Origin of the sequence: Nonomuraea sp. NEAU-A123, from assembly GCF_018603905.1 — a bacterium.
Taxonomy (GTDB): Bacteria; Actinomycetota; Actinomycetes; order Streptosporangiales; family Streptosporangiaceae; genus Nonomuraea.
The window spans coordinates 702,974-726,926 of sequence record NZ_JAHFZZ010000003.1 but is presented as its reverse complement, the minus strand read 5'-3'; the positions used below and the strand labels follow the sequence as shown (position 1 = coordinate 726,926).

Below are 23,953 nucleotides of genomic sequence, written 5' to 3'. Positions count from 1 at the left end.
TTTCCCCGCCGATCGGGGAGTTGACGAAGTTTGCCGGATTTAGCGACGCAGGGGGCTAGCCCTTGGGGCGGAGTTTGTTGAGGTTTTGGGTGATTAGCGGCTCCCGAGTGGCGAGCGCGCGTGCCACGTCCCGCAGTTGCCTGGCCCGATGCACCTGGGCCCGCCAGTCCGTGCCGGTGGCCCGATGAGCCATCTCCACCTCGACCTCCTCCACCCGGTAGCCCTTGCGCAGCAGGTCGATCGTCAGCGCCGTCTCCACGCCGAACCCGTGCGCCAGCGGCCGGGCGGCCTCGAAGGCGTCTCTGGTGATGCAACGCTGACCGTTGAGCGGCTGAGCGGCCTCGAAGCCGGTGGCCCTGCGGATGCCGTCCCTGGACAGGCGGACGACCAGGCCGTGGCCGCCCAGCCTGACGCGGGTGACGAAGGCCGCGATGGTCATGTCGGCCGTGCCGGAGCGCACCGGTTCGATGAGCGGAGCCGCGGCCCGCGCGGTCTCGCCCAGATCGGCGTCCAGGAAGAGTAAGTAGTGAGGCGTCTCACCGTCGAGCAGGCGCACGGCTTCGGCGCCGGACTCCATGGCCGCCGCCTTGCCGCGGTTGCGGCTGTGGCGTACCACCCTGGCCCCCGCGGCCCGCGCCACCCGGCCCGTCTGGTCGGCCGAACCGTCGTCGACGACCACGACCAGGTCGACGCCCGGCAGGGCGAGCGCCGCGCTGACCGTGGCACCGATGCGGTCGGCCTCGTCCTTGGCCGGGATGATGACCGCCGTGTCCGTCATGACCCCTCGGAGATGAGGAACTCCTGCGGCACCTCGTCGTGCACGGTGAAGACCGAATCGAGGCCGGTGACCTGCAGAATCTTCCGCACGGCCGGCCGGGGGGCGGCGACGTCGAGCGCCCCGCCCTGCTCCTTGACGCGTTTGAGCGCGGACAGCAGCACGTTCATCCCCGTGGAGTCACAGAAATCCACGCCGGACATGTCGATGACCACGCGGCTGGGCCCGTCCTGCAACAGCCGAGCGAACTCCGCCTGCAGGTGGGGTGCCGTATAGAGGTCGATTTCACCGGTGATGGCGACTAGCGCATGGCCGGCATGTGATCGAGTCGAGACCTTGAGCTCCACATGGGCAGGCTAGCGGCGCGGAGCCTTCCGGTCACGTTGTCACGCCGATAGGGCAAGCACAGGTTTTTGTCCTCCGTTTGGGCTCCATGAAAACAGAGAGTACGCGAAGCTTGACTGTGTGACACCGGCATGGCCGGAGAGGGGGGCGGCCCGGCACCTCGCTTCTGGTCACTACTTCACTGAGAAGGAGGGGCCGGGCGACCACGGGCCCGAGCATTCATGAGAACAGACAGATCCGAAGATCCGCACCGACAGCGACTCCGCGAACGACTGGAAGCCATCCTCATTCGCACCGAGAAGGCCACCTCGTGGCATGACAGAGTGGGACGCCTGCGTAGCCTGGTCAATCACGAGGGCTTCGTCCCCGTACACACGAAACTCGCCGGCGAGGACCTCGACTTCCTCGCCGACGCCCGCGACGACCTGCTCAGATTCTCCGAGCTCGGGCTGCGGCTGTTCGACCTCCACCAGCCGCGCGACGCGGGAGGCATCACCAGCGACTCCGCCAACCCCATCCTGCGGTGCCGGAGTTGCATGTGGCGCTGGCCGTGTCCGACGTTCCGCGCGATGTCGGAGTCGTTCGGCGGCGGCCACGACAGCACCCTTCCGGAGTCCGGTTGAAGTCCCGACCTGACGGGCGCGCTATCCCGTGACCAGCGGCAGCCGGATCTCGAAGCGGCAGCCCGGCCCGTCGTTGACCACGCCGATCACCCCGTCGTGCGCCTCCACGATGCCCTGAGCGATCGCCAGGCCCAGCCCGGCCCCGCCGTCTTTGGTCGGGGTCCGGGCCGCTTCGCCCCTGAAGGCCACCTCGAACACCCGGTGCAGGTCCTCGTCGGGGATGCCCCCGCAGCAGTCGCTGACCGACAGGCACGCCATGCCCGAGTCGACGGCCGCCCGCAACACCACCGTGCGGTCCGACGGCGTGTGCCTGATCGCGTTGACGACCAGGTTTCCCAGCGCCCGGCTCAGGGCGTTCGCGTCCGCCTGCACGGGCACCGCCTCGGCGGCCTCAGCGGTCAGCCGCACGCCCTTGGCGCGGGCCAGCGGCTCGGCCCCCGCGAGCGTGTCGGCGACCAGGTCGGCGAGCCCGATCCGGACAGGAGAGAGCCGCAGCGCCCCGGCGTGGATCCGGGACAGCTCGAACAGGTCGTCGACCATCGCCGACAGCCGCTCCACCTGCAGCTTGATCTGGTGGTGATAGCGCGCGACGGTCACGGGGTCGGACACCACCCCGTCTTCGAGCGCCTCGGCCATCGCCCGCATCCCGGCGAGCGGGGTACGCAGGTCGTGGCTCACCCAGGCGACGAGCTCGCGCCGCGCCCCCTCCAGGGCACGCTCCCGCTCGTACGCCTCCTCCAGCGTGTTCGCGATCGTCTGCAGCTCCGACGGCAGCCCCTTGGGCGCGATGAACGGCAGGTCGCGTACGGCCGCCACCAGCCGCCTGCTCTCGCCCACCACCCGCCGGGCCAGCACGAACGCCACTCCCAGGCCGACCAGCCCGCCGACGGCCACCACGCTGAGCACGATGTCCTTGACCGAGCCCTCGATGATCATCTTGAGCGTGATCGCCACCACGCCGGCCAGCGTCGCCGCGATCGAGACCACCATGACGACGCCCAGCATGACCCCGATCGAGCGGGTACGCAGCCACCACATCACGGACACGCCCAGGATGCCCACCAGCAGCCCCAGCCCCGCGGTGACCGCCACGATCATGCCCAGGTCGCTCACCATCGCGGGGTGGGGGCTCATGGCTGGCCTTCGAGCGGTTCGTACCGGTATCCCACACCCCAGACCGTGACGATCCTCCGCGGCGCGGTCGGGTCCGGCTCGATCTTCTCCCGCAGCCGCCTGACGTGCACGGTCACCGTGGACGAGTCGCCGAACGACCATCCCCACACCTGGTCGAGCAGCGCCGACCGGCTGAACGCCTGCCGCGGGTTGCGCATCAGGTAGGCCAGCAGGTCGAACTCGCGGGCGGTGAGCATCACCTCGGCGCCGCGCAGCCCGACCTCGTGGGCCCCGACGTCGACCACCAGGTCGCCGTCACGCAGCACGCCCGTGCCGCCCGTGACCGAGGCGCCGCGGGCGCGGCGCAGCACCGACTGGACGCGCAGCGCCAGCTCGCGCGGGCTGAAGGGCTTGGTCACGTAGTCGTCGGCGCCGGTCTCGAGGCCGACCACGCGGTCGATCTCCTCGCCGAGCGCGGTCAGCATGATCACCGGGACCGGCCAGCGCTCCCTGAGCTTCTTGCACACCTGCAGCCCGTCCATCTTGGGCAGCATCAGGTCGAGCACCATCAGATCGGGCGGCCTGGCGAGCGCCCGGCGCAGCGCCTCCGCGCCGTCACCCACGCATTCGACCTCATGCCCGTCGCGCTCCAGGTAACGCGCCACCACTTCGGCCACGGTCGGATCGTCGTCGACCACCAGGATGCGCGTATTCACTCTTTCACCGTACGGCGGGGCACCCCGAATCGACACTTACGTCATTGGTTCGTAAGCCTCGCGGATCATGCCCGCAGGACGTACGGTGGGCGCATGAGTCGAGTCGTCATGCTCGTACTGGGCGCCCTTCTGGGGCTCTTCGTACTTTTCAACTTCGTGCTGCCCATGATCATGGGGCTGCTCAAGGTCGCGCTCATCATCGGAGTCGTCGCCCTTCTGGTGTTCATCGCCGTCACGCTCGTCGGGAAGTCGTCCTCGTCACGGTGACGCTCTTCCTGCTCGATCCTTGGCTCATCGGCGTGACCATGGTGGCGATCCTGCTGCTCGCCACCTGGGCCGCCCGGCTGCTGCCCGCCATCGGCGGCGACGCGCCCGGCTTCCCGCTGAGCTATGCCCGGCGCACGGCCTTCCAGCGCCTGCGCCACCCCGCCGCCGCCGGTCGGCCGCGGCCTCGAGCTCCGTCATCGCGCCCCGCTTCCGGCTAAGCGGGGCTCTCTCTTCAGTGAGCCCTGATCCATCTTTCTTGATTGAAGGGCTCATGTTCGACTCTCTCGTCTCGTTCCTGCTGACCGTCTCCGGCGACAACGCCGCGGTCGCCATCATGCTGTTCACCGTGGCCGTACGCCTCCTGCTGCTGCCGCTCGGCATCCGCCAGGCCCGCGCCACGCAGATCCAGAAGCGGCTGGCGCCCAAGCTGCGCGAGGTGCAGAAGCGGTGGTCGCGCAATCCCGAGCGGCTGGCCAAGGAGACCTCCAAGCTGTACGCGAAGGAAGGCACCTCGCCTCTGGCCTCGATCCTGCCGGGATTGGGGCAGCTCCCGTTCATGTGGGTGATGTATCGGGTCGCCACGCACCCGACCGCCTTCCTCGGCCACAACCTGCTGGGCGCTCCGCTGGGTCAGCATGTCGCCGGAATTGTCACCAATTACGGTCTGGTCAGTGTGCCATTTATGGTCTTCGCCGTGGTCATCGCGCTGATCGCGGTCGTGGCATGGTTTTCGGCCCGGAAGGTGAGCGCCACACTGCCGGAGGAGCAGCCCGCCTTGATGCGCAGGCTCATGCCGCTGATGCCGTTCGGCTCGGTGCTGGCCGCCGCGGTGCTGCCGCTGGCGGCGGGACTCTACCTGCTGATCTCCACGGCGTGGGTCGCCGGCGAGCGGGCGATCCTGGCCGCCCGGCCGCTCTGAGCGCCCGGCTACCCGGCCTCTCTGAGTGCGTGGACCTGCCCGTTCATCGTTCCGTTGGGGGCGAGCAAGATCGCCCACACCGTCGTGATGTCACCGTCGTGGCGGACTCCCCAGCTCTCCGCGACGTACTCGACGATGCCGAGCCCCCTGCCCCCGAGCGACGACATGGTCGGCCGGCCGGCGCGGGGCTCGGTCGAGGCACCCCCATCGCTCACCGCCACCTCGATGTGCTCGTCGCTCTTCAGCCAGGCCACCCTGACCATGCCCGACGGCAGCGGATGCGCATGCCGTAGCGCGTTGCTCAGCAGCTCGCTCACCACGAGGACGGCATCGTCGATCGCGGTGGAGAAGACACCGCAATCCCGCAGGTCAGTGGATAGACGCTGGCGGGCGACGGCGACGCTGGACGGCGCGTACGGCAGTAGCACCACGCTTGACACACCCACCTCCCCGCTCCCAGTGCCCCCCACGGGAACACTTCCCCGGTACGACCGAAATGCCCCGTTACTCGATCCCAGAAACCGCATCTCGATCACAGCTTGTACACATTGGACGATAGATCAGCTCAACTGTGACCACGTCGTTACCGCATCGGTGTGTCGGATCGGATAAGAGAAGCGTTGCCCAACACGAGGCGCATTCGGGTGCCTCCGCCGGGTCGCGGATGAGCGCTGACATCGCCGCCCTGGGCCCTGGCGAGGCTGCGGACGATGTAGAGCCCAAGGCCGACTCCACCGAACCTGCGCCGGTCACCACTGTCGACCTGGACGAACCGTTCGAAGACCCGTTCGCGGTCCGGCGCGGCGATGCCGACTCCCTCGTCGTCCACGACCACGACCACGGCGTCCTCCTCGGGCCAGGCGCCGACGCTGATCAGGCCGCCCCTCGGCGAATACTTGAAGGCGTTCTCCAGCAACTGGCCGAGGATGATGTCGGTGGCGAGGGCGTCGCCCCTGACGTGCGGCAGGGCGTCGGAGATGGCCACCTCGACCCGGTGCCTGTCGGACAGCACGGGCAGCCCGAGCGTGGCCGCGTGGATCCGCTCGGCCAGATCGAACGCCTCGATGCGTACCGGCGGCTCGTCGGCGCCCGCCCTGGCACCGAGCAGCAGGTGGTCCATGAGCTGCCCGAGCGACCTGGCCCGCTCGGCGATCGTGTGGACGGCGGCGCGGCGCTCGGCGTCGCTCAGCTTGTCCCAGCGCGAGTCGAGCGTGCTGGCGAACCCGCGGACGATCGTGATGGGCGTGCGCAGCTCGTGGCTGGTCGTGGCCAGGAACAGGTCCTTGGCCTCCTCCAGCTCCTTGGCCGTGGTCACGTCGCGGAAGTCGATGACCACCTCTCCCGTCTCCTCGATCTCGGCGCTGACCACGTCCAGCCAGCGCCCGGTCTCCAACTGGTAGGTGAGCTTCTCCCCCGGGCTGGGCAGCGGGAACGGCAGCGGCCCGCCGATGACGGCCTCGACCGGCATCGCGGTGAGCTCGGCCGCGGCCGGGTTCCACTGGCTGACCCGCCCTGCCCGGTCGAGCACGGCGATGCCGTCGGCGCTGGCGTCGAACACCGCCCGCTCGTGCGCCCGCTGGCGTACCGCCTCCTGGTAGGCCACCGCGTTGCCGACCGCGATGCCGGCGTGCCCGGCGAGCAGCTCCAGGAGTTCGAGCTCCAGGTGGCCGGGCTTGCGCTTGGCGAACAGCGCGTACAGCGCGCCATAGGGACGCCCGCCGACCGCGGCCAGCCCGAGCGCGATCGTGTGCAGCCCGTCGAGCTCGGCCCAGACCAGGTCGCCGAGGCCCTGCGACTCCAGCATCACCGTCTTGCCGGTGCGTAAGAGCTTGCCGACCAGGCTGGTGCGCAGCTCGGCCGTCACGCCCTTGAGCGAGTCGGGCAGCTGGTGAACGCTCACCAGCCGCAGCCGCTCGTCCTCGATGAGCACGAAGCCGCCCGCGTCGGCGCCGGTCAGCTCGGTCAGGCTGGCCGCGATGCGGTCGAGGACCGCGGGCAGCTCCAGCTCGGCGTTGATGTCACCGACCACGTCGGTGAGCCGGCGCACCAGCCTGGCCCGCCGCGCCATGCGGGTCCTGGCGGCCTCGTCGGCCTCGGTCAGATGGTGCACGAAGACGTAGCCCGCCACGGCGCTGCCCGTGAGCAACGCGCTCGTGTCGACCCGTAGATCCAGCACGGTGCCGTCCCTGCGCAACCGCTTGGTGCGCAGCGACACCTGGCCACCCGTGCGCACGCGTTCGAGCACCGCGTTGTGCTCCGCTGTCAGCTCCCCCGGCACGATCGGCGCCCTGCGGCCCAGCATCTCCTCGGCCGACCAGCCGAAGAGCCGCTCCGCCGCGCGGTTCCAGACGAGTACGGTCTGATCCCGGTCGAGCGCGATCACGGCGTTGGGCGAGCTGGCGAGCACCGCGCGTGCGATCTCATCGTCACTGCCTGCTCTGTCGTCACCCACACCTCCATAGTGCCTGTGGCGTGCGGCGTTCGTCGGGCGATCCGTCCGATACGCTGCGGGCACGGCCTTTCCAGGCGGGGGAAGAAGGTGACGGGTATGTCGAGTGGCGATCTCGATGCCCTGCTGCGGGTGACCTCCGCCACCTACCGCGGCGAGGTGCCGCCCGATGTGGCGTTCGGCACCTATGACGGCGCGGTCGGCCGGCTGGTGCTGGCGGTGAGCGGCAAGGGCGTCGTGGCGTGCAGCTTCGAGGCTGAGGACACCGTCTTCGAGCTGGTCGTCAGGCATGTCGGCGCGTTCATCGGGCCCGACCCCGGGCGACTCGACCCGGTGCGCAGGGAGCTCGACGCCTACTTCTCCGGCCGCCTGCGGGCCTTCGCCACGCCGGTCGACCTGTCCATCGCCACGTCGTTCGCGCGTACGGTGCTGCAGAAGACGATGGCCGTGCCCTACGGCAACACGGCGACCCTGGACGAGATCGGCGAGAGCATCGGCCGGCCACGCGCGCTCCGCGCGGTCGGCAACGCGCTCAACGCCAATCCCGTCTGCGTGATCGTGCCCTGCCACCGGATCGTGCCGGCCGACGGCGAGCTCGGCGACTACGCGGGCGGCCAGGCGGCCAAACGCCACCTCCTCAACGTCGAGCAGCGCTCGCGCGCCTGACGCCCGTACGCGAAGCCTGACGCCCGTGTACAAAGCCTGACGCCCGCGCTCAGCGGCGGGTGCTCGCCGCGCGCCTGGCCGCCGCGCCGATCGCCAGCGTCACCAGCGCCGCCACGAGGGCCGCGCCCAGCGCGCCGTTCATCCACGGCTGCCGGGTGAACCCGATGGCCTCGCGCACCACCGCCCAGAGGTGGTCCCATGGCGCGACCGTGGGCGTGGAGGTGGTCAGCCAGTACGCCACGAAGCCGAGCGCCCAGGGCACCAGCATGGACCAGCGGGCGGGCGCGTCCTCCTCGGTGTTCCACCGCGCGTACCCGCCGAGCAGGAAGTAGTCGACCGCCAGCACCGCGAACATCGGCACGAACACCGCCCCGATCACCCCCAGGAACGCCCCGTACGAGTTCACGTCGACCACGAGCGCGATGCCGGTGGTAAGCACGCCGATGGCGATCGAGAAGACCCGCCGGTCGACGCGCGGCATGAGGTTCTGCAGCGACATGGTCGTGGAGTAGACGTTCGCGAACGACTGGTCGGCCTCCCGCAGCACCAGGATCGCGAAGAACAGCGCCCCCAGCGGCGCCGCGACGAACGGCCCGAACACGGCCGTACCGTCGGCCGTCACCGCGGCGGACCCGGCGATAGCCACCGCGTACACGCCCAGCCCCAGGCAGGCGACCTGCGCCAGCGTGTAGCCCCCGACCACACCGGTGAAGGCCGCCCGGCTCGACCTGGAGTGCCGGGCGAAGTCGGCCGCGATCGGCACCCACGAGACCGACAGCGCGATGACATAGTCGACCGCGGGCGCGAACGCCGTCCACGACCCGCCGCTCTGCGGCGGAGCCTTCGACAGGAACTCCACCGCGAACCAGACGAGCGAGATGATCACCCCGATGGTGACGTACCGCCGCAGCAGCCGGATCGACCCGAGCGGCCAGATGGTCAGCGACGTGGTCAGCACCCCCGCCACCACCACCCACACCTGGTACGGCACGGCGTCGCCGAAGATGGCCATGGCGCCCTTGGAGATCACCCACAGCTCGAAGGCGCCCCACCCGATCATCTGGACGATGTTGAGCACGGTCGGGATGTACGACAGCCGCGCCCCGAACAACCCGCGCAGCAGCACCATCGCCGGCCGCCCGGTCTGCGTGCCCGGAATGGCCGACAGCCCCACCATGGCCGTGCCGACCAGACTGCCGACCAGCGCGGCCGCCAGGGCGGCGGCCAGGGTGAGCGGGGCCCCGCCGAGCGGGTCGAGCAGGAACAGCGCTCCGCTGAACCCCAGCAGGCTCACGGCCAGGTTCGCCCACAGGGCACCCTGGTCGAGCAGCCCGAGCGTCTTGGGGGGAGTTCCCTCGAGGGTCAGCGGAACTTCGTCAACGACATGTGTCATCGCTCACTCCCTACGCCGGCATTACCCGGACAGGTTCAAGCGGTCGGCAGCGGCTCGCTACCCTCTCAGCCCGGCGCCCCGAGCTCCCGCGTCAGTTGTGCAGTTTGCGCCCTCATCTTGCCTTATGCAGGAGGCAACTGACCACAGGGGGTCTCACACCCTCCGTCGGTGATCGTCCGAAAAGCCATATAAGGGCGGTTCATCCCAGTAAGATCGCCGCCATGATCGCCGTCTGCCCCAGCAGTCACCACGAGGCCGTCGGTCACGCCTGGGACATCAAGAAGTACTGACCGGTCGTCCGTCAGGCGACGAACGGCGGGTGCCCCGTCTCACTGACCATCGGACGGCTCGCACCCGCCCAAGACTGCATGCCGCCGTCGACGTTGACGGCCTCGCGCCCGAGCTGGTTGAGCCAGGCCGTGACCTGGAACGACCGGCCGCCGACCCGGCAGACCACGTAGACGGTCCGGTCGCCCGGCACCTCCTCGACCCGCCCCTGGATCTGCGTCATCGGGATGTGCACTGCCTCGGGCGCGTGCCCCGCCACCCATTCGTCCTGCTCCCGCACGTCGAGCAGGTAGCCGTCGGCGGGAACGTCGCTGGCCGGGATCTCTGGAACCGTCATGCCTCCATCATCTCGCGTCGCTCGTCGTAGGCGGCACGCGCCTCGGCGATCTCCCGCTGGTGCTCCTCGGTCCAGGTGACCAGGCTCTTGATCGTCTGGTGCAGGGTCCGGCCGAGGGGCGTGAGCGCGTAGTCGACCCGCGGGGGCACCACGGGATAGACCGTACGGCTGACCAGGCCGTCGCGCTCCAGGTGGCGCAGGGTCACGCTGAGCATCCGCTGACTGACGCCGTCGATCTCGCGGCGCAACTGGGTGAAGCGCAGGCTCTTGCAGTCGAGCAGGGCGATGACCAGCAGCGACCACTTGTCGGCGACGCGGTCGAGTATCTGCCGGACCTCGCAGTCCTCCCTGGTGTCCCACTGCCGCACGTCGTAGTCGTCGTCGTCCACGGTGCCCTCGCAGTAACCGGGTGACTTTGAAGTGCCGTCTTCCATGGGATCTCATGCTGCCGGATCATTTGCACGGTTACAAGAGATAACCGAGATGCCGATAAGTAACCGGGGGTTGATCATGTCCAAACGCGCTTGGGGCATGTTGATCGTGCTGTGCGGGGCCGTCTTCATCGAGGGCACCGACGTGGCGATGCTGAACGTGGCCCTGCCGTCGATCAGGGCGGATCTGGGGCTGTCCACGGGCATGCTGAGCGGGGTGGTGAGCGCCTACGTCCTGGGCTGTGGCGGCTTCATCCTGCTCGGCGGCCGGGCGGCCGACCTGCTGGGCAGGCGCAGGATGTTTCTGCTCTGGCTCGGTGTGTTCGTGGTGTGCTCCGGGCTGGGCGGGTTCGCGACCGAGGGGTGGGTGCTGCTGGTCGCCAGGTTTCTCACCGGTGTCGCGGCCGCGTTCATGATGCCCGCCGGGCTGTCGCTGATCACCACGAGCTTCCCCGAGGGCAGGCAGCGCAACCGCGCGCTGCTCGTGTACGCGGGAACGGCCGCGGCCGGGTTCGCGCTCGGGCTGGTGATCGGCGGCCTGCTGAGCTCGATCGGCTGGCGCTGGGTCTTCTTCGCGCCGGTCATCCTGTCGCTGACGATCCTGATCATCGCCGTCCCGGTGCTGAAGGAGCAGCGCACGCCCCGGCCCGCCGGCGGCGTCGATCTGGCGGGGGCGGCGACCATCACCGGCGCGATGACGCTGCTGGTCTACGGCCTCGTACGGCTGGAGCACCCCGCCGAGGGCCCCGGCTGGACCATCGGCGCGTTCGCGGGAGGCGTGGCGCTGCTGGCGGCGTTCGTGGCGATCGAACGGCGGGCGGCCACACCCCTCGTCCGCCTCGGCGTCCTGCGCTCCGCGCCGCTGGTGCGCGCCAACCTGACGGCGCTGCTGCTCACCGCGTCGTTCTTCGGCTTCCAGTTCCTCATCACGCTGTACCTACAGGAGCTGCGCGGCTGGTCCACCGTCCAGACCGGCCTGGCCCTGCTCGCCGCCGCCGCCGACGTGGTGCTCGCGCCCACGCTGACCCCCTGGCTGGTGCAGAGGTACGGCAACGCCCGGGTGATCTTCGGCGGCCTGCTGTCCGGGCTGGCGGCCTACGGCCTGTTCATCGGGGTCGGGATGGACTGGTCGTACGCGGCCATGCTGCCGTCGATGCTGCTGATCGGGCTGATGTTCGCCTTCGTGTACGGCCCGCTCACGATCGTCGCGACGGATGGCATCGCGGAGGACGAGCAGGGGCTGGCCGGCGGGTTGCTGAACACGGCCTTCCAGTTCGGCGCGGCACTCGGGCTGTCGATGGTCACGGCCGTCAGCGTGGCGGCGCTCGGCGACGCGACCTCCGCCGAGGCCGGGCTGGCGGCCATCAGGACGGCGCTGCTGGTGCCGGTGGCCGCCACGGCGGTCGCCGCGCTCGTCATCGCCACCGGCCTCCGCCGCCGCCCGGCCGCCCCCACCGACCAGCCCGGAGCGGCCGAGGAGTCCGTCGCCGTCAGGGCGTGAAGCGTTACTTCAGCAGGCGGGACAGGCGGCGGTCGGCGAGCGGCTTGCCGCCTGTCTGGCAGGTGGGGCAGTACTGGAGCGAGGAGTCCGCGAAGGACACCTCGCGGATCGTGTCACCGCAGACGTCGCAGGCCTGGCCAGCGCGGTTGTGCACACGGAGGCCGGACTTCTTCTCCGCCTTGAGGTCCTTGGCGGCCAGGCCGTGCGCCCGCTCGACCGCCTCGCGCAGCGTGGTGACGATGGCCTCGTGCAGGTCGGCGATCTGGGCGTCGGTGAGGGTGGCGGCGATCTTGAACGGGGACATCTTGGCCGCGTGCAGCACCTCGTCGGAATAGGCGTTGCCGATCCCCGCGATGACCTTCTGGTCGCGCAGCAGGCCCTTCACCTGGGTACGGCTGCCGCCCAGGATGGCCTTGAGCGCGGCCACGGTGAAGGCGTCGTCGAGGGGGTCGGGGCCGAGGGCGGCGACACCCGGCACGTCATCCGGATTTTTCGTGACATAGACGGCGAGGCGCTTCTGCGTTCCCGCCTCGGTCAGCTCGAACCCGGGCGCCAGCCCCTCGTCATCGGGCGCCAGCCGCACGCGTGCCGCGAGCGGGCCCTTGCCCGGACGGACCGGCTTCGCGCCCGAGAGGTCCTCGCGCCAGCGCAGCCACCCCGCGCGGGCCAGGTGGATGACCAGGTGCAGCCCGTCGCAGTCGAGGTCGAGGAACTTGCCGTGCCGCGCCACGCCGGTGATGGTCAGCCCGCCGAGCGCGGTGACCGGCGGGTCGAACGTCTTGAGCGCCGAGAAGGCGACCACGTCGACACCCAGGACGGTACGGCCAACCGCCCGCTCGCGCAGGAAACCGGCGAGCGATTCCACTTCGGGGAGTTCCGGCATGCCACCAGGGTACGTGCCATGGTCGTCCACAGCCTGTGGACAACTACGGCACGTCCCAGAACGCCAGCTCGTGCGCCATGCCCTCGGCGAACAGCGCCTCGGCGCGCGCGGGCTCGGGCCCGGCCTCGTCGATCATCTGGCCGATCCGCACGGTCAGCGCGGCGAAGCCGGGATCGGCGTACGTCTCCACCCACCTGCGGTAACGCGGCTCGGTGGGCAAATTCTTCACCAACATCTGGCCAAGCTCTGAATATCCCCACATACATGGATAAAGCGCCGCCAGCCCTTCGCCGTAATCGGCGGCCGACTCCAGCAGGAACGCCGTGTAGGCCGCGCACGCCGGTCCCTTCCGCGCGTTCTCGAGGTCCGCCCCGAACGGGGCCGACAGCTCCCGGTGCAGGCCCAGCTCGTCATGGAAGGTCGTGTGCGCCAGGTCCACGAGGTCGCCCAGATGCGCGGCCGGCGCCTGCCAGGCCAGCCGCGCGAACACCCGCACATAGTCCAGCAGGAACAGGTAGTCCTGCTCCAGCCACGACCGGAACACCGGCTCCGCCAGATCGCCACGCCCGATGCCCACCACGGTGGGATGCGCGAGCTGCGCGTCGAGGAGGGGGCGCCCCACCGCGTGCAGCTTCTCCGAGATACCCATGAACGGCACGTTAGTGTCAAAGGATGAGTGTCACGATCGCGGAGGAACTGCTCTTGCTCGCCTACAGCGAGGAAGAGGGCAAGCAACTCATCGGCGCCACCCAGCTCGATCCGGCGCTCGGCGGCGCGATCCTGGCGGAGCTGGCGGTGAACGAGCGGGTGGCCCTGACCGACAAGAAGGTGTCGGTCGAGAACGCCGCCCCGCTGGGCGACGACGAGCTCGACGCGGCGCTGAGTCGCATCGCGGAGGAGAGCAAGGAGCGCAAACCCGACTGGTGGGTTCAGAAGCTCCACTCCACCAAGCTGCGCAGGCGCCTGCTGACCCGGCTCGCCGAGGCGGGCGTGCTGACCGAGGAGCGCGGCCGGGTGCTCGGCATCTTCCCCACCACCCGCTGGCCGGAGGCCGACGGCAGCGTCGAGGCGGAGGTCAGGCAGCGCGTGGGCGACGTGCTGGCCGGCGCGGAGCCCGACGCGCGCACCGCGGTGCTCATCGCCGTCATGTACGCGGCCAAGCTCGACCGCAAGGCGTTCCCCGGGGCGAGCAAGGAACGCGTCAAGGAGATCGCCGAAGGAGAGTGGGCGGGCGACGCGGTGGCCAAGACGATCGCCGCGATCAACTCGGTCCTCGTCATCGCCGCCTCGACCGCCGCCATCGGCGCCATCGCCTCAGGTAACTGAAAGGTCCGGTACGGCAGGCCGTACCGGACCCTCCGGAGACGCGGGGTCAGCCGGCGTCGATGATCTCCTTCGGCACCGGCTTGTCCTCCTTGAGCGCGTTGAACAGGGCCAGGGCCCTCTCCTTGTCCCACTTGACCGCGCTGCCGCCGCCCGCGATCTCGTTGCCGCCGAACGGCACGACCGTGGTCACCGGGCTGTCGCCCATGGCCAGGCCCAGAGAGAGCATGTCGAACGCCCCCGTGCTCGAGTCGACGGCCACCGCGTCGGTGGCGCTCATGGCCAGCGGGATCGAGGTGAACGGGTTGATCAGCACGCCGGGGCTGGCCGCCTTCTTCACGACCGCGCCGAGGAACTGGCGCTGGCGCTTGGTCCGCTCGAAGTCGGGCAGCGCGCCGCCCTTGCGGGTACGGACGTAGCCGAGCGCCTGGCCGCCGGTCAGCGTCTGGAGCCCCTTCTTGAGCTTCAGTCCGGCCTTGGGGTCGTCGACCGCGGCGCGGACGTTGATCTCGACGCCGCCGACCGCGTCGACGATGTCCACGAACCCTGCGAAGCCGATCTCCATGTAGTGGTCGACGCGTATCCCGGTGACGGTCTCGACCGTCTGGGCCAGCAGCTTGGGGCCGCCGAAGGCGTACGCGGCGTTGAGCTTGTTGCGGCCCTTGCCGGGGATGGTGACCGCCGAGTCACGCGGCAGGCTGACCAGGGTCGGCTTGTCGCTGCCTGCGGGAATGTGCAGGAGCATCATCGAGTCGGTGCGCTGACCGGCCGCGCGGCCGGTGGCGAGCTTCTTACGGTCGGCCGCCGACAGGCCCTTGCGGCTGTCGGAGCCGACGAGCAGCCAGTTGGTGCCCGGGGTGTCGGCGGGACGGCCCGCGTAGTCGTCGAGCACGCCGGGGATCCCGGTCAGCCGCGAGTCGATCCAGAAGAACAGGCCCACGCCCACCACGAGCAGCAGCGCCACCACGGCGGCGACGATCGTCAGTATGGTCCGGCCCTTGATCCGCCTGCGCGGCGGCTTGGGACCCGACGGACCCGACGGGCCGGACGGGGATGACTCCGACTTGGGCGTGAACGGCTTGATCGGGCTGCCGCCAGAGCGCTGCCGGCCGTACACGCGCGAGCTCCCGGCCCGAGGCGCGTCGGAGACCGGCTCGGCGGGCAGCGGGTTCGCCGGCGGCGCCTGCTGAGCCGTCGGCGGAACCTGCTGCGCCGACGGGATCCGATGCGCGGGAGCACCGCCTGAGCGCGCGCCGTCGGCGTTCCTGCCGGGCAGCGGGCGGCCATCGCCCGGCGAGCGCATGGCTCGCGTCCGGTCTTCCTCAGACACTTGGCCTCTTTCCCCTTCGGTTGTCATAGACGCTACGTCCAACCCCCCACCAGTGAAGACGTCTCACCAAGGTTTTCCCACGGAAAAGTACGCAGAACTAGCGGAGCGTCACTTCGGAAACATTGCTGCCAACCCCATCGTTACGGTTTATGGACTTCCGCCATCGAAGGGATGATCGTGTCCGCCCCGGACCCATGGAATATTCGCCCGTGCACACGCACGGGATCCCCTGAGTACTCTCTTTTCCAGAGCTCACCACGGTGAGCGCGTATCTCGGGCTGTTGGCCCTCTTCCTGCTCACCGCCGCGACCGGCTACTTCGTCGCGCAAGAGTTCGCCTTCGTGGCCGCCGACCGGGGTCTCCTGCGTGAGCAGGCCGCCGCCGGCGATCCGGCCGCGGAGAAGGCCCTCCAAGTGACCTCCCGCCTCTCCTTCATGCTCTCCGGCGCGCAACTGGGCATCACCGTCACCGCGCTGCTGGTCGGCTTCCTGGCCGAGCCCGCCATCGCGACGATCGTCGGCCCATGGCTGACCGACACCGGTCTACCCGAAGGGGTCGTCACCGGCCTGTCCGTGGCCATCGGGGTGTTCGTCGCGACCGTCGTGCAGATGGTCCTCGGCGAGCTGGCGCCCAAGAATCTCGGCATCGCCCGTCCGGAGCCCGTCGCCAAGTTCCTCGCCGGATCCACGCTGGCCTACCTCACCGTGGTCGGCCCGGTGGTCCGGCTGTTCGACTCGGCGGCCACGGGCCTGCTCAGGCTCGTGGGCATCGAGCCCGTCGAGGAGGTGGAGCACGGCGCGACCCCTGAGGAGCTCTCGCGGATCATCGCCGAGTCCACCCTTGCGGGCGAGCTGCCCCCGCGCCTGTCCGAGCTGCTGGAGCGGGCGCTGGAGTTCGGCGACCGCACCGCCGAGGAGATCATGGTCCCGCGCCCGCGCGTGGTCGTGGTCCGCGACTCGCAGCCGGTCTCCGACCTCGTGGAGGCCATCCGCGAGTGCGGCCACTCCCGCTACCCGGTGCTCGGCACCGACGGTGACGTGATGGGCGTGACGGGTGTGCGCGAGCTGATCACGTCCGGTCTCGACGACGGCCCGATCATCGGCATCACCCGCCCCGCGGTGCTGGTGCCCGACTCGCTGCCGCTGCCCGCCGTACTGAACGAGATGCGCTCGTCCAAGGACGACCTCGTCTGCGTCATCGACGAGTACGGCGGCCTCGCCGGCGTCATCACCATCGAGGACCTGGCGGAGGAGCTGGTCGGCGAGCTCATCGACGAGAACGACCCGGAGCCCGACGGCGCCGTCGAGCAGCCGGGCGGCATCTGGGAGGTGCCGGGCCGGCTCAGGCTCGACGAGGTCGAGCGGGCCACCGGCGTCTCGCTGCCCGAGAGCGACGACTACGACACGCTCGCCGGGCTGGTCCTCGCCAGGCTGGGGCGCATGCCCGACCCCGGCGACACCGTGACCGTGCCCGTCATTCCGGAGATGGACCCGTTCGCCGAGAACGACCAGGAACACCTGGCCGAACTCACCGTCCTGTCGCTCAACCGCCGCGTGCCCGAACGGGTACGGCTGGCACCGGTTCAGCACGCGGAGGCGGCCCGATGACGATGATCCTGATCAGCCTGGTGTTGCTGTTGCTGAACGCGCTGTTCGTGGCGGCCGAGTTCGCCTTCGTCTCCGCCAAGCGGCACCGCCTGGAGGAGATGGCGGCTCACGGCAACCGCCTGGTACGCATCACCGCGAAGTCAGCGGTAGGCGGCGGCCGACGACTCTCCCTGATGCTGGCCGGCGCCCAACTCGGCATCACCCTCTGCACACTGGGCCTGGGGCAGGTGACCGAGCCCGCGATCGAACACTTCCTGGAGCCGGTCTTCGCCGCAGTCGGCATACCGGAATCACTGCGCATGCCGATCGCCCTGACCATCGCCTTGGCTCTGGTCACATTCCTCCACATGGTGGTGGGCGAAATGGCGCCGAAGTCCTGGGCACTGACCCACCCCGAACGAGCGGCCCTGATCCTGACACTCCCCTTCCGCGCCTTCACCTGGCTGATGCGCCCCTTGCTGTCCACCCTCAACGGCCTGACAAACGTGATCCTCCGCCTATTCGGCGTAAGCCCCCGAGACGAGCTGGCCACAACAAGAACCCCCCGCCAGCTAGCCATGCTGGTAGGCGAATCAGGCCGCATGGGCCTCCTGGACAGAGAAGAACACGACCTCCTCACAAGAGCCCTCCGCCTACAGGCAGAGGGCATAGAACGCCTCATGGTCCCGGTCGACCGTTTCGTCACGGTCCCACCATCGGCCGACGCCAAGAGAATCAGACAGGCAACAGCGGAGAGCGGTCATCTAAGGCTCCTAGTGGGCACCACAGACGACGTACAAGGCGTCCTCCACGCCCGAGACGCCCTACTCCACCCCAACCGCACAGCGGCCGAACTGGCCCACCCAGTCCCCAAGCTGCCCTGCGTAACCCAATCCCCCGAAGCAGTGACAGCACTGCAAGAGGCCCGAGCCCACCTAGCCCTGGTCACAGACCAGACCGGCAAGATCATCGGCATGGTAAGCCTGACCGACCTACTAGGCGAACTCCTAGACACCCGAGCATTGGCCGCCTAACCCCCCAGTGTGTCCAAAACCACACGCCCGGCCGGAAACCAATCCGAAAGCAAACTGCAACCGGCCAGCCCTACCGTCCAACCGCCAGAAGCTTCCCAAAAAAATCAAAAAGCCCCGGCTCTTGCGAACCGGGGCCCTCTTTCGTCAGTGTAGGTCTGCGCTTAGGAGGCAGAGCAAAAGGCAAAGTCTCATACGGCAGACCAACCACGAGCGGGTCTCCCGCTGGGGGCCCGGGGGTTATCCCCCGGTGTAAACGACGAGGGGACCGAGGGAAGCGATCCCGTAAGGGTCGCGACCATGGGTCCCCTGTCACCGAGTGGGCGAGGAGGGATTTGAACCCTCACGTCCTTTCGGACACACGGACCTGAACCGTGCGCGTCTGCCGTTCCGCCACCCGCCCTTGTGGGTGCGGAGAAACAGTAGCACGGAACAGCCGCTGGTACTGAACCCGGATACGATCGCATAAGACACGGGAGCGGAGGAGCTGGGCGCGACAGCCGACGAGCGCCGGGACCACCCGCGACGTGGGACGAGCGGAGGCCAGGCGCGGCGAGCGTCCGGTGGCCGCGATCATATGCACGGAGGAAGGGAGGTACCCGGTGGGAGTCCTTCAGCGCTTCGAGCGAAGGCTCGAAGGCTTGGTTGAGGGGGCCTTTGCGCGGGCGTTCAAATCTGACCTTCAGCCGGTCGAGGTCGCCAGCGCGGTTCAGCGGGAGATGGATGAGCGTGCGGCGATCGTCGCTCAAGGTCGGACGCTCGTGCCCAACGACTTCGTGGTGGAGCTGTCCACGACCGACAGCGAGCGGCTTGAGGTCTATGCCGACAGCATCAGCCACGAGCTGGCCAACCTCGCCAGGGAGTACGCCAAAGAACAGGGCTACTCCTTCGTGGGACCGGTCCGGGTCCGTTTCGAGACCGCCGCCGACCTGGCAGTGGGGTTGTTCCGCATCAGGTCGGGGGTCATCCGCGGCGCCACTGTGGAGCAGGACGAGATTCGCCAGCCGGCGAGTGATCTGCCACCATCCAGGCCCAATGCCTTCAACGGGCGGCCCCGGCTGCTCGTGTCCACTCAGGACGATCCGCAGGGCGACCGCTCCTACGAGCTCACCACTCCGGTGACCTTGCTGGGCAGGGGCACCGACTGCGATCTTCGTCTTGTCGACCCCGGCGTCTCTCGCCACCACGCGGAGTTGCGCGTCGAGGGTCAGCTAGTCGCCCTAGTCGATCTCGGATCGACGAACGGCACGTTCGTCAATGGCCAGCCGGTACGCAGAGTCGAGCTCCAGAACGGCACGCGAGTGACCCTGGGACGCACGACTCTGGTGTTCCGGCGCGATTAGGGGTAGACAAACGGTCCATGTCCGAGCTCACGCTGCTGCTGATCCGGCTCGCCTTCCTGGCTGTGCTGTGGTTCTTCGTCATTGCCGCAGTCGGCGTGATCCGGACTGACTTGTTCGGATCACGTACGGCCCCCGCGGGTCCACGCAAGGGCATCAAGCCCACCAAACCGGCGGCTAAGCCGAAGAATAAGAAGGGCGAGCCACGCCAGCTCGTTGTGACGGGTGGCCCGCTGCAAGGCACCACCATTAATCTCACGGAGACGCCCATCACCATTGGCCGGGCGAACGACGCCACGCTGGTAGTCACAGACGACTACGCTTCCAGCCGGCATGCCCGGCTCTTCCCTCAGGACGGTCAGTGGATCGTGGAAGATCTCGGTTCGACCAACGGCACATACCTCGACCGCTCAAAAGTCACCCGCCCGACCCCGGTGCCGCTCGGTGTTCCGATCCGCGTCGGCAAGACAGTCATTGAATTGCGCAAATGACCATCGCACTCCGCTACGCCGCCCGCTCGGACGTCGGCCTCCTCCGCGAAGGGAACGAGGACTCGGCGTACGCAAGCGGCCGCCTGCTAGCCGTCGCCGACGGTATGGGCGGACACGCACACGGTGAGGTGGCGAGTTCTGTCGCCATCGCCGCAATGGCCTCTCTCGAAGAGGCTCAACAGGGTGGTGACCTGCTCAACGCCATCGAGGCAGCGGTACGCGACGCCAACCGCAAGCTGCACGAGATGGTGGGCCGGGACCCCAGCCTCAAGGGCATGGGCACCACGCTGACCGCCATGTTCTGGCACGGCACCTCGGTGGCTCTGGTGCATGTCGGCGACTCGCGCGCCTACCTGCTCAGACGCGGGGAGCTCTACCAGATCACCCACGATCACACACTGGTGCAGCAACTGGTCGACGACGGGCGCATCACGCCGGAGGAGGCGGCGACGCACCCGCAGCGCTCGATCCTGCTGCGGGCACTCGACGGGAGCGGCGAGGTCGATCCCGATCTCACGTTGCGCGAAGCGCAGGTGGGCGACCGCTATCTCCTCTGTTCCGACGGGCTGTCCGGAGTGGTGAGCGCGGAGACGCTGCACGCCACGCTCACGAACATCGACGACCCGGAAGAGGTCGTACGCCAGCTCATCGACCTCGCCAACAGAGGCGGTGGGCCCGACAACATCACCTGCGTGCTGGCAGACGTGCTGGAGCTCACCGACGGGCAGCAGGTGCCCGGCGAGGTGGCGATCGTCGGGGCGGCGGGCATGACCCGCCTGCGGCACGAGCCGCAGGACACCTCGCCGGGGCGGGCCGGTGCGGTGACCGCGCCCCAGCCGGTGCTGACCGATGACGACTTCGAGGATTCGGGCCCACAGGCGGTCCGGCGGCCGGTCAAGCGGCGCCGGGTGTGGCCCATGCTGGTCTCGGTGCTGGGCGTGGCCGTCGTCGCTATTGGCGTCGGCGGCTATTTCGGCTGGCAGTGGACTCAGGACCAGTTCTTCGTCGGAGCCAAGGGCGACGAGGTGGTCGTCTTCCGGGGCATCCGCCAGGAAGTGGGGCCGTTTCAGTTCTTCTCGGTCGCGCAGCACACCGGCAAGCCGCTCTCCCAGCTCTCCGAGCCCGACCAGGCGCTGGTCAAGGGCGGCATCGATGTCACGACCGTGGCGGAGGGCATGACACGCATCAACGGTTTCAAGGCCACGGCCGAGCAGACGGAGCAGAAGGCCACCCCGAGCGCGAGCGCCTCACCCACCCCGAGCGCGACGAAGACGAAGGCGAAGCCGCAGTAGATGAGTGAAGTGGCGGAAGCACCTGTCCTGATGCCGGCCAAGCGGCGTGGCGCCCAGCTGGCCATGCTGGCGTTCGCGGTCTTGATCGTCATGGGCGCCTATGCCAACGTCGGGCTGGGGCTCAACGGCACGATCCCGGCCGGCATGCTGACGTACGGCCTTGGCCTGGGCGGTCTGATGCTGGCCGCCTACCTGGTGCTCGCCAAATGGGCGCCGTGGGCCGACCCCCTCATCCTTCCCCTCGTGACGCTGGTCAACGGGCTCGGCCTGGTCATGATCTACCGGCTGGAGAACTGCGGCTGCAAGCTCCAGGCCGGCGCGTCGGCCACCAGCCAGATCATCATGACCGGCGCGGGCGTCGTGCTCTTCACGGTGACGCTGATCGTGCTGCGCGACCAGCGCATGCTGCAGCGGATGACCTACACAGCGGGGCTGATCGGCCTGGGCCTGCTCGTCTCGCCGCTGCTCCCCGTGGTCGGCCAGGAGATCAACGGCGCGCGCATCTGGATCGGGATCCCCGGCGTCTTCAGCATCCAGCCCGCGGAGTTCGCCAAGATCGCGCTGGTCATCTTCTTCGCCGGTTACCTGGTCGCCAAGCGCGACGTGCTGGCGCTGGCCGGGCGGCGGCTGCTCTTCATCGACCTGCCCAGGGCCCGCGACCTCGGCCCCGTGATCATCACCTGGGTGGTCGCCATCGGCGTGCTGGTCATGCAGAAGGACCTGGGCTCGTCCCTGCTGCTGTTCGGGGCGTTCGTGGTGATGCTCTACGTCGCCACGCAGCGCACCTCGTGGGTGCTGATCGGCGTCCTGCTCTTCGTCGGCGGCGCGTGGCTGGCCGGGCAGATCTTCAGCCACGTGGGCGACCGGTTCGACGTCTGGCTCGACCCCGGCAGCAACGTCTTCTACAACCGCACGTTCGGCGGCAGTTACCAGATCATGCAGGGCCTGTTCGGGCTGGGCGCCGGCGGCATCATGGGCACCGGCCTGGGCCAGGGCCATCCCGACCTGATCCCGCTGGCCTTCTCCGACTTCATCTTCCCCGCCACCGGCGAGGAGATCGGGCTGACCGGGCTGATGGCGCTGCTGATGGTCTACGCGCTGATCGTCGAGCGCGGGCTGCGCACCTCGCTCGCCGCCCGCGACCCCTTCTCCAAACTGCTGGCGGGCGGCCTGTCGTTCATCCTCGCCTGGCAGGTGTTCATCATCGTCGGCGGCGTGACCAACCTGATCCCGCTGACCGGACTGGTGACCCCGTTCATGTCCCAGGGCGGATCCGCGCTGCTGGCTAACTGGATCCTTATCGCGCTGCTGGTACGCATGTCGGACGCGGCGCGGCAGCCTCCACCCCAGGCGATCCAGAACGAAGGAATGACGCAGGTGTTCCAGCGATGAACGGCACTCTGAAGCGCGTGGCCGTAGCCTGCCTCGCCATGTTCGCGCTCCTGATGATCAACGTGAACATCCTGCAGGTCGGGCGGGCCGAAACCTACAGCAGCGATGCCCGCAACACCCGCAACTACTACGACCGCTATGCCGTCGAGCGCGGCCGCATCACCGCCGGCGGCAAGGTGATCCTGGCGCAGTCGGTCGAACAGAAGGAAGGCGACTTCCGCTTCCTGCGGAAATACCCCGACGGCAAGCTCTACGCCCACATCACCGGCTTCTTCTCGCCGGAGAGCGCCTCGCAGATCGAGGCGTCCGAGAACAAACTGCTCGACGGCTCCAGCCCCGACCTGCTGCTGCGCCGGAGCATCGACCTGTTCACCGGCGAGCCCACCAAGGGCGCCAACGTCGACGTGACGATCAACCCGAAGGCCCAGAAGGCGGCCTACGACGCGCTGCGCGAGAGCGGCAAGCGCGGCGCGGTCGTCGCTCTCGACCCGAAGACCGGGGCGATCCTGGCGATGGTGTCGCTGCCCACCTACGAACCGGCCGAGCTGTCGGACACCGACAAGGGCAAGGTGTTCCCCCTCTATGACAAGCTGGCCAAGGACAAGGGCCAGCCGCTGCTCAACCGCGTCACCGACCGCACCTACCCGCCCGGCTCCACGTTCAAGGTGGTGACCGCGGCGGCATACCTCGAGGACGACTCCAGCCGCGGCCCCCAGACGGTCGTGGACGCCCCGCAGCAGCTCCAGTTGCCCAACACCAGCATCAAACTGCCCAACTACGGTGGCGCGGCCTGCGGAGCCGGACAGGTCCCGCTGGTCTACGCGCTGGAGAAGTCCTGCAACACGCCGTTCGGCAAGATCGGCATGGAGCTCGGCTACGACAAGATGCAGGAGCAGGCGGAGAAGTTCGGCATGGGGAAGCAGATCACCATCCCGATGTCGGTGGCCCAGAGCTCCTTCGGCCCGAAGGAGGACCAGGCGGCGGTCGCCATGGCCTCCATCGGCCAGCGCAGCAACCAGATGACTCCGCTGCAGATGGCCATGATCGCCGCGGGCATCGCCAACGACGGCAAGGTCATGAAGCCGTACCTGGTCAACAAGATCACTGACTCCAAGGGCGACTCGATCCAGGACGCCGAGCCCGAGGAGCTGTCGGAGGCGGTCAGCTCCGAGACGGCGGGCAAGCTGCGCGAGATGATGGTCAGCGTCGTCAACAACGGCACCGCCAACCTGGCCCAGATCCCCGGCGTCGAGGTGGCGGGCAAGACGGGCACCGCGGAGACCACCGGCAACCTGCCGCCGCACGCCTGGTTCATCAGCTTCGCGCCGGCCAACGACCCGAAGGTCGCGGTCGCGATCATCGTCGAGTCGGGCGCCGCCAACGTCGGCGCCGAGGCGACGGGCGGCCACACCGCCGCGCCGATCGGCAAGGCCGTCATGGAGGCGGTGCTGAACAAGTGATG

Annotated in this window: 26 protein-coding genes, 1 tRNA gene and 1 riboswitch; of the genes, 14 read left to right on the top strand and 13 right to left on the bottom strand. The window is 69.0% G+C overall.

Annotated elements, in window-relative coordinates:
* Positions 1-55 precede the first annotated feature (55 nt).
* Both KLK06_RS11845 and KLK06_RS11840 read right to left on the bottom strand, forming a co-directional pair.
* A complete protein-coding gene (locus tag KLK06_RS11845) occupies positions 56-778 on the bottom strand; it encodes a glycosyltransferase (protein WP_214635396.1) in 723 nt (240 codons plus the stop codon).
* A complete protein-coding gene (locus KLK06_RS11840; RefSeq protein ID WP_214635395.1) occupies positions 775-1,122 on the bottom strand; it encodes an STAS domain-containing protein in 348 nt (115 codons plus the stop codon). Before KLK06_RS11840 ends, KLK06_RS11845 begins: the two co-directional genes overlap by 4 nt.
* Before the next feature lie 321 nt (positions 1,123-1,443).
* On the opposite strand from KLK06_RS11840, the gene KLK06_RS11835 reads away from it, so the two are divergent.
* Positions 1,444-1,743 (top strand): hypothetical protein, encoded by a 300-nt coding sequence (locus tag KLK06_RS11835; protein ID WP_246653767.1) that lies wholly within the window; start codon positions 1,444-1,446, stop codon positions 1,741-1,743.
* Between the two features lie 21 nt (positions 1,744-1,764).
* Here the strand turns inward: KLK06_RS11835 and KLK06_RS11830 are convergent, their stop codons facing one another.
* Positions 1,765-2,877: a sensor histidine kinase KdpD gene (locus KLK06_RS11830; protein ID WP_250905181.1), complete on the bottom strand. Its 1,113-nt coding sequence runs from the start codon at positions 2,875-2,877 to the stop codon at positions 1,765-1,767.
* Positions 2,874-3,572: a response regulator transcription factor gene (locus tag KLK06_RS11825; protein ID WP_214635393.1), complete on the bottom strand. Its 699-nt coding sequence runs from the start codon at positions 3,570-3,572 to the stop codon at positions 2,874-2,876. The genes KLK06_RS11830 and KLK06_RS11825 overlap by 4 nt, the downstream gene beginning before the upstream one ends.
* A gap of 93 nt (positions 3,573-3,665) precedes the next feature.
* On the opposite strand from KLK06_RS11825, the gene KLK06_RS11820 reads away from it, so the two are divergent.
* The 3 genes from KLK06_RS11820 to KLK06_RS11810 are packed head-to-tail and all read left to right on the top strand — an operon-like array spanning position 3,666 to position 4,758.
* Positions 3,666-3,839 carry a hypothetical protein gene (locus tag KLK06_RS11820; protein ID WP_214635541.1) on the top strand — a complete coding sequence of 58 codons (174 nt, stop codon included), beginning with the start codon at positions 3,666-3,668 and terminating at the stop codon, positions 3,837-3,839.
* Positions 3,836-4,057, top strand: a complete 222-nt coding sequence (locus KLK06_RS11815) for a DUF6412 domain-containing protein (protein WP_214635392.1) — start codon at positions 3,836-3,838, stop codon at positions 4,055-4,057. Before KLK06_RS11820 ends, KLK06_RS11815 begins: the two co-directional genes overlap by 4 nt.
* 53 nt (positions 4,058-4,110) lie before the next feature.
* Entirely contained in the window at positions 4,111-4,758 is a 648-nt protein-coding gene (locus KLK06_RS11810) for a membrane protein insertase YidC (RefSeq protein WP_214635391.1), read from the top strand.
* 8 nt (positions 4,759-4,766) lie between these two features.
* Here the strand turns inward: KLK06_RS11810 and KLK06_RS11805 are convergent, their stop codons facing one another.
* Complete coding sequence (locus tag KLK06_RS11805) at positions 4,767-5,198, bottom strand: ATP-binding protein (RefSeq protein ID WP_308168204.1); 432 nt, start codon at positions 5,196-5,198, stop codon at positions 4,767-4,769.
* A 143-nt stretch (positions 5,199-5,341) separates the two neighbouring features.
* Positions 5,342-7,210, bottom strand: a complete 1,869-nt coding sequence (locus KLK06_RS11800; protein ID WP_214635389.1) for a PAS domain S-box protein — start codon at positions 7,208-7,210, stop codon at positions 5,342-5,344.
* A gap of 96 nt (positions 7,211-7,306) precedes the next feature.
* Here KLK06_RS11800 and KLK06_RS11795 point away from each other — a divergent pair, with 96 nt between their 5' ends.
* Positions 7,307-7,873: a methylated-DNA--[protein]-cysteine S-methyltransferase gene (locus KLK06_RS11795; protein WP_214635388.1), complete on the top strand. Its 567-nt coding sequence runs from the start codon at positions 7,307-7,309 to the stop codon at positions 7,871-7,873.
* A 49-nt stretch (positions 7,874-7,922) separates the two neighbouring features.
* Here the strand turns inward: KLK06_RS11795 and KLK06_RS11790 are convergent, their stop codons facing one another.
* From KLK06_RS11790 to KLK06_RS11780, 3 genes are all read right to left on the bottom strand, one after another.
* A complete protein-coding gene (locus KLK06_RS11790) occupies positions 7,923-9,266 on the bottom strand; it encodes a cytosine permease (protein WP_214635387.1) in 1,344 nt (447 codons plus the stop codon).
* Positions 9,257-9,366, bottom strand: a riboswitch (TPP riboswitch). Its footprint overlaps the gene before it by 10 nt.
* Before the next feature lie 201 nt (positions 9,367-9,567).
* Positions 9,568-9,891, bottom strand: a complete 324-nt coding sequence (locus tag KLK06_RS11785; protein WP_214635386.1) for a rhodanese-like domain-containing protein — start codon at positions 9,889-9,891, stop codon at positions 9,568-9,570.
* Positions 9,888-10,325: a helix-turn-helix domain-containing protein gene (locus KLK06_RS11780; protein WP_214635385.1), complete on the bottom strand. Its 438-nt coding sequence runs from the start codon at positions 10,323-10,325 to the stop codon at positions 9,888-9,890. Before KLK06_RS11780 ends, KLK06_RS11785 begins: the two co-directional genes overlap by 4 nt.
* Before the next feature lie 76 nt (positions 10,326-10,401).
* On the opposite strand from KLK06_RS11780, the gene KLK06_RS11775 reads away from it, so the two are divergent.
* Positions 10,402-11,823, top strand: coding sequence for an MFS transporter (locus KLK06_RS11775; RefSeq protein ID WP_214635384.1), 1,422 nt, complete (start codon positions 10,402-10,404; stop codon positions 11,821-11,823).
* 4 nt (positions 11,824-11,827) lie between these two features.
* On the opposite strand, the gene KLK06_RS11770 is transcribed toward KLK06_RS11775, so the two are convergent.
* Positions 11,828-12,706 carry an Fpg/Nei family DNA glycosylase gene (locus KLK06_RS11770; RefSeq protein ID WP_214635383.1) on the bottom strand — a complete coding sequence of 293 codons (879 nt, stop codon included), beginning with the start codon at positions 12,704-12,706 and terminating at the stop codon, positions 11,828-11,830.
* A gap of 43 nt (positions 12,707-12,749) precedes the next feature.
* Positions 12,750-13,355 carry a TenA family protein gene (locus tag KLK06_RS11765; protein ID WP_214635382.1) on the bottom strand — a complete coding sequence of 202 codons (606 nt, stop codon included), beginning with the start codon at positions 13,353-13,355 and terminating at the stop codon, positions 12,750-12,752.
* Between the two features lie 23 nt (positions 13,356-13,378).
* Here KLK06_RS11765 and KLK06_RS11760 point away from each other — a divergent pair, with 23 nt between their 5' ends.
* The gene (locus tag KLK06_RS11760; RefSeq protein WP_214635381.1) at positions 13,379-14,032 is read left to right on the top strand and encodes a GPP34 family phosphoprotein; all 654 of its coding nucleotides are present in this window, start codon (positions 13,379-13,381) and stop codon (positions 14,030-14,032) included.
* Between the two features lie 46 nt (positions 14,033-14,078).
* Here KLK06_RS11760 and KLK06_RS11755 read toward each other — a convergent pair whose 3' ends face one another.
* Positions 14,079-15,359, bottom strand: a complete 1,281-nt coding sequence (locus KLK06_RS11755; protein WP_308168203.1) for an LCP family protein — start codon at positions 15,357-15,359, stop codon at positions 14,079-14,081.
* A 260-nt stretch (positions 15,360-15,619) separates the two neighbouring features.
* On the opposite strand from KLK06_RS11755, the gene KLK06_RS11750 reads away from it, so the two are divergent.
* Together KLK06_RS11750 and KLK06_RS11745 are read left to right on the top strand one after the other, a co-directional pair.
* Positions 15,620-16,966 (top strand): hemolysin family protein, encoded by a 1,347-nt coding sequence (locus KLK06_RS11750; RefSeq protein ID WP_214635380.1) that lies wholly within the window; start codon positions 15,620-15,622, stop codon positions 16,964-16,966.
* Entirely contained in the window at positions 16,963-17,979 is a 1,017-nt protein-coding gene (locus tag KLK06_RS11745) for a hemolysin family protein (protein WP_214635379.1), read from the top strand. The genes KLK06_RS11750 and KLK06_RS11745 overlap by 4 nt, the downstream gene beginning before the upstream one ends.
* A 317-nt stretch (positions 17,980-18,296) precedes the next feature.
* Here the strand turns inward: KLK06_RS11745 and KLK06_RS11740 are convergent.
* Positions 18,297-18,379: transfer RNA gene (locus tag KLK06_RS11740), tRNA-Leu, on the bottom strand.
* Between the two features lie 199 nt (positions 18,380-18,578).
* Here KLK06_RS11740 and KLK06_RS11735 point away from each other — a divergent pair.
* The 5 genes from KLK06_RS11735 to KLK06_RS11715 are packed head-to-tail and all read left to right on the top strand — an operon-like array spanning position 18,579 to position 23,951.
* Positions 18,579-19,319, top strand: a complete 741-nt coding sequence (locus KLK06_RS11735; RefSeq protein ID WP_214635378.1) for a DUF3662 and FHA domain-containing protein — start codon at positions 18,579-18,581, stop codon at positions 19,317-19,319.
* 17 nt (positions 19,320-19,336) lie between these two features.
* Positions 19,337-19,807, top strand: coding sequence for an FHA domain-containing protein (locus KLK06_RS11730; protein ID WP_214635377.1), 471 nt, complete (start codon positions 19,337-19,339; stop codon positions 19,805-19,807).
* The gene (locus tag KLK06_RS61395) at positions 19,804-21,099 is read left to right on the top strand and encodes a Stp1/IreP family PP2C-type Ser/Thr phosphatase (RefSeq protein WP_214635376.1); all 1,296 of its coding nucleotides are present in this window, start codon (positions 19,804-19,806) and stop codon (positions 21,097-21,099) included. The genes KLK06_RS11730 and KLK06_RS61395 overlap by 4 nt, the downstream gene beginning before the upstream one ends.
* Positions 21,100-22,491 carry an FtsW/RodA/SpoVE family cell cycle protein gene (locus KLK06_RS11720; RefSeq protein WP_214635375.1) on the top strand — a complete coding sequence of 464 codons (1,392 nt, stop codon included), beginning with the start codon at positions 21,100-21,102 and terminating at the stop codon, positions 22,489-22,491.
* Positions 22,488-23,951, top strand: coding sequence for a penicillin-binding protein 2 (locus KLK06_RS11715; protein ID WP_214635374.1), 1,464 nt, complete (start codon positions 22,488-22,490; stop codon positions 23,949-23,951). Before KLK06_RS11720 ends, KLK06_RS11715 begins: the two co-directional genes overlap by 4 nt.
* Positions 23,952-23,953: the final 2 nt, after the last annotated feature.

Coding starts and splice junctions, on each gene's coding strand:
- KLK06_RS11845 (WP_214635396.1), bottom strand. CDS start 778: ATGACGGACACGGCGGTCATCATCCCGGCCAAGGACGAGGCCGACCGC.
- KLK06_RS11830 (WP_250905181.1), bottom strand. CDS start 2,877: ATGAGCCCCCACCCCGCGATGGTGAGCGACCTGGGCATGATCGTGGCG.
- KLK06_RS11820 (WP_214635541.1), top strand. CDS start 3,666: ATGAGTCGAGTCGTCATGCTCGTACTGGGCGCCCTTCTGGGGCTCTTC.
- KLK06_RS11810 (WP_214635391.1), top strand. CDS start 4,111: ATGTTCGACTCTCTCGTCTCGTTCCTGCTGACCGTCTCCGGCGACAAC.
- KLK06_RS11795 (WP_214635388.1), top strand. CDS start 7,307: ATGTCGAGTGGCGATCTCGATGCCCTGCTGCGGGTGACCTCCGCCACC.
- KLK06_RS11790 (WP_214635387.1), bottom strand. CDS start 9,266: ATGACACATGTCGTTGACGAAGTTCCGCTGACCCTCGAGGGAACTCCC.
- KLK06_RS11785 (WP_214635386.1), bottom strand. CDS start 9,891: ATGACGGTTCCAGAGATCCCGGCCAGCGACGTTCCCGCCGACGGCTAC.
- KLK06_RS11780 (WP_214635385.1), bottom strand. CDS start 10,325: ATGGAAGACGGCACTTCAAAGTCACCCGGTTACTGCGAGGGCACCGTG.
- KLK06_RS11775 (WP_214635384.1), top strand. CDS start 10,402: ATGTCCAAACGCGCTTGGGGCATGTTGATCGTGCTGTGCGGGGCCGTC.
- KLK06_RS11770 (WP_214635383.1), bottom strand. CDS start 12,706: ATGCCGGAACTCCCCGAAGTGGAATCGCTCGCCGGTTTCCTGCGCGAG.
- KLK06_RS11765 (WP_214635382.1), bottom strand. CDS start 13,355: ATGGGTATCTCGGAGAAGCTGCACGCGGTGGGGCGCCCCCTCCTCGAC.
- KLK06_RS11760 (WP_214635381.1), top strand. CDS start 13,379: ATGAGTGTCACGATCGCGGAGGAACTGCTCTTGCTCGCCTACAGCGAG.
- KLK06_RS11745 (WP_214635379.1), top strand. CDS start 16,963: ATGACGATGATCCTGATCAGCCTGGTGTTGCTGTTGCTGAACGCGCTG.
- KLK06_RS11730 (WP_214635377.1), top strand. CDS start 19,337: ATGTCCGAGCTCACGCTGCTGCTGATCCGGCTCGCCTTCCTGGCTGTG.
- KLK06_RS61395 (WP_214635376.1), top strand. CDS start 19,804: ATGACCATCGCACTCCGCTACGCCGCCCGCTCGGACGTCGGCCTCCTC.
- KLK06_RS11720 (WP_214635375.1), top strand. CDS start 21,100: ATGAGTGAAGTGGCGGAAGCACCTGTCCTGATGCCGGCCAAGCGGCGT.
- KLK06_RS11715 (WP_214635374.1), top strand. CDS start 22,488: ATGAACGGCACTCTGAAGCGCGTGGCCGTAGCCTGCCTCGCCATGTTC.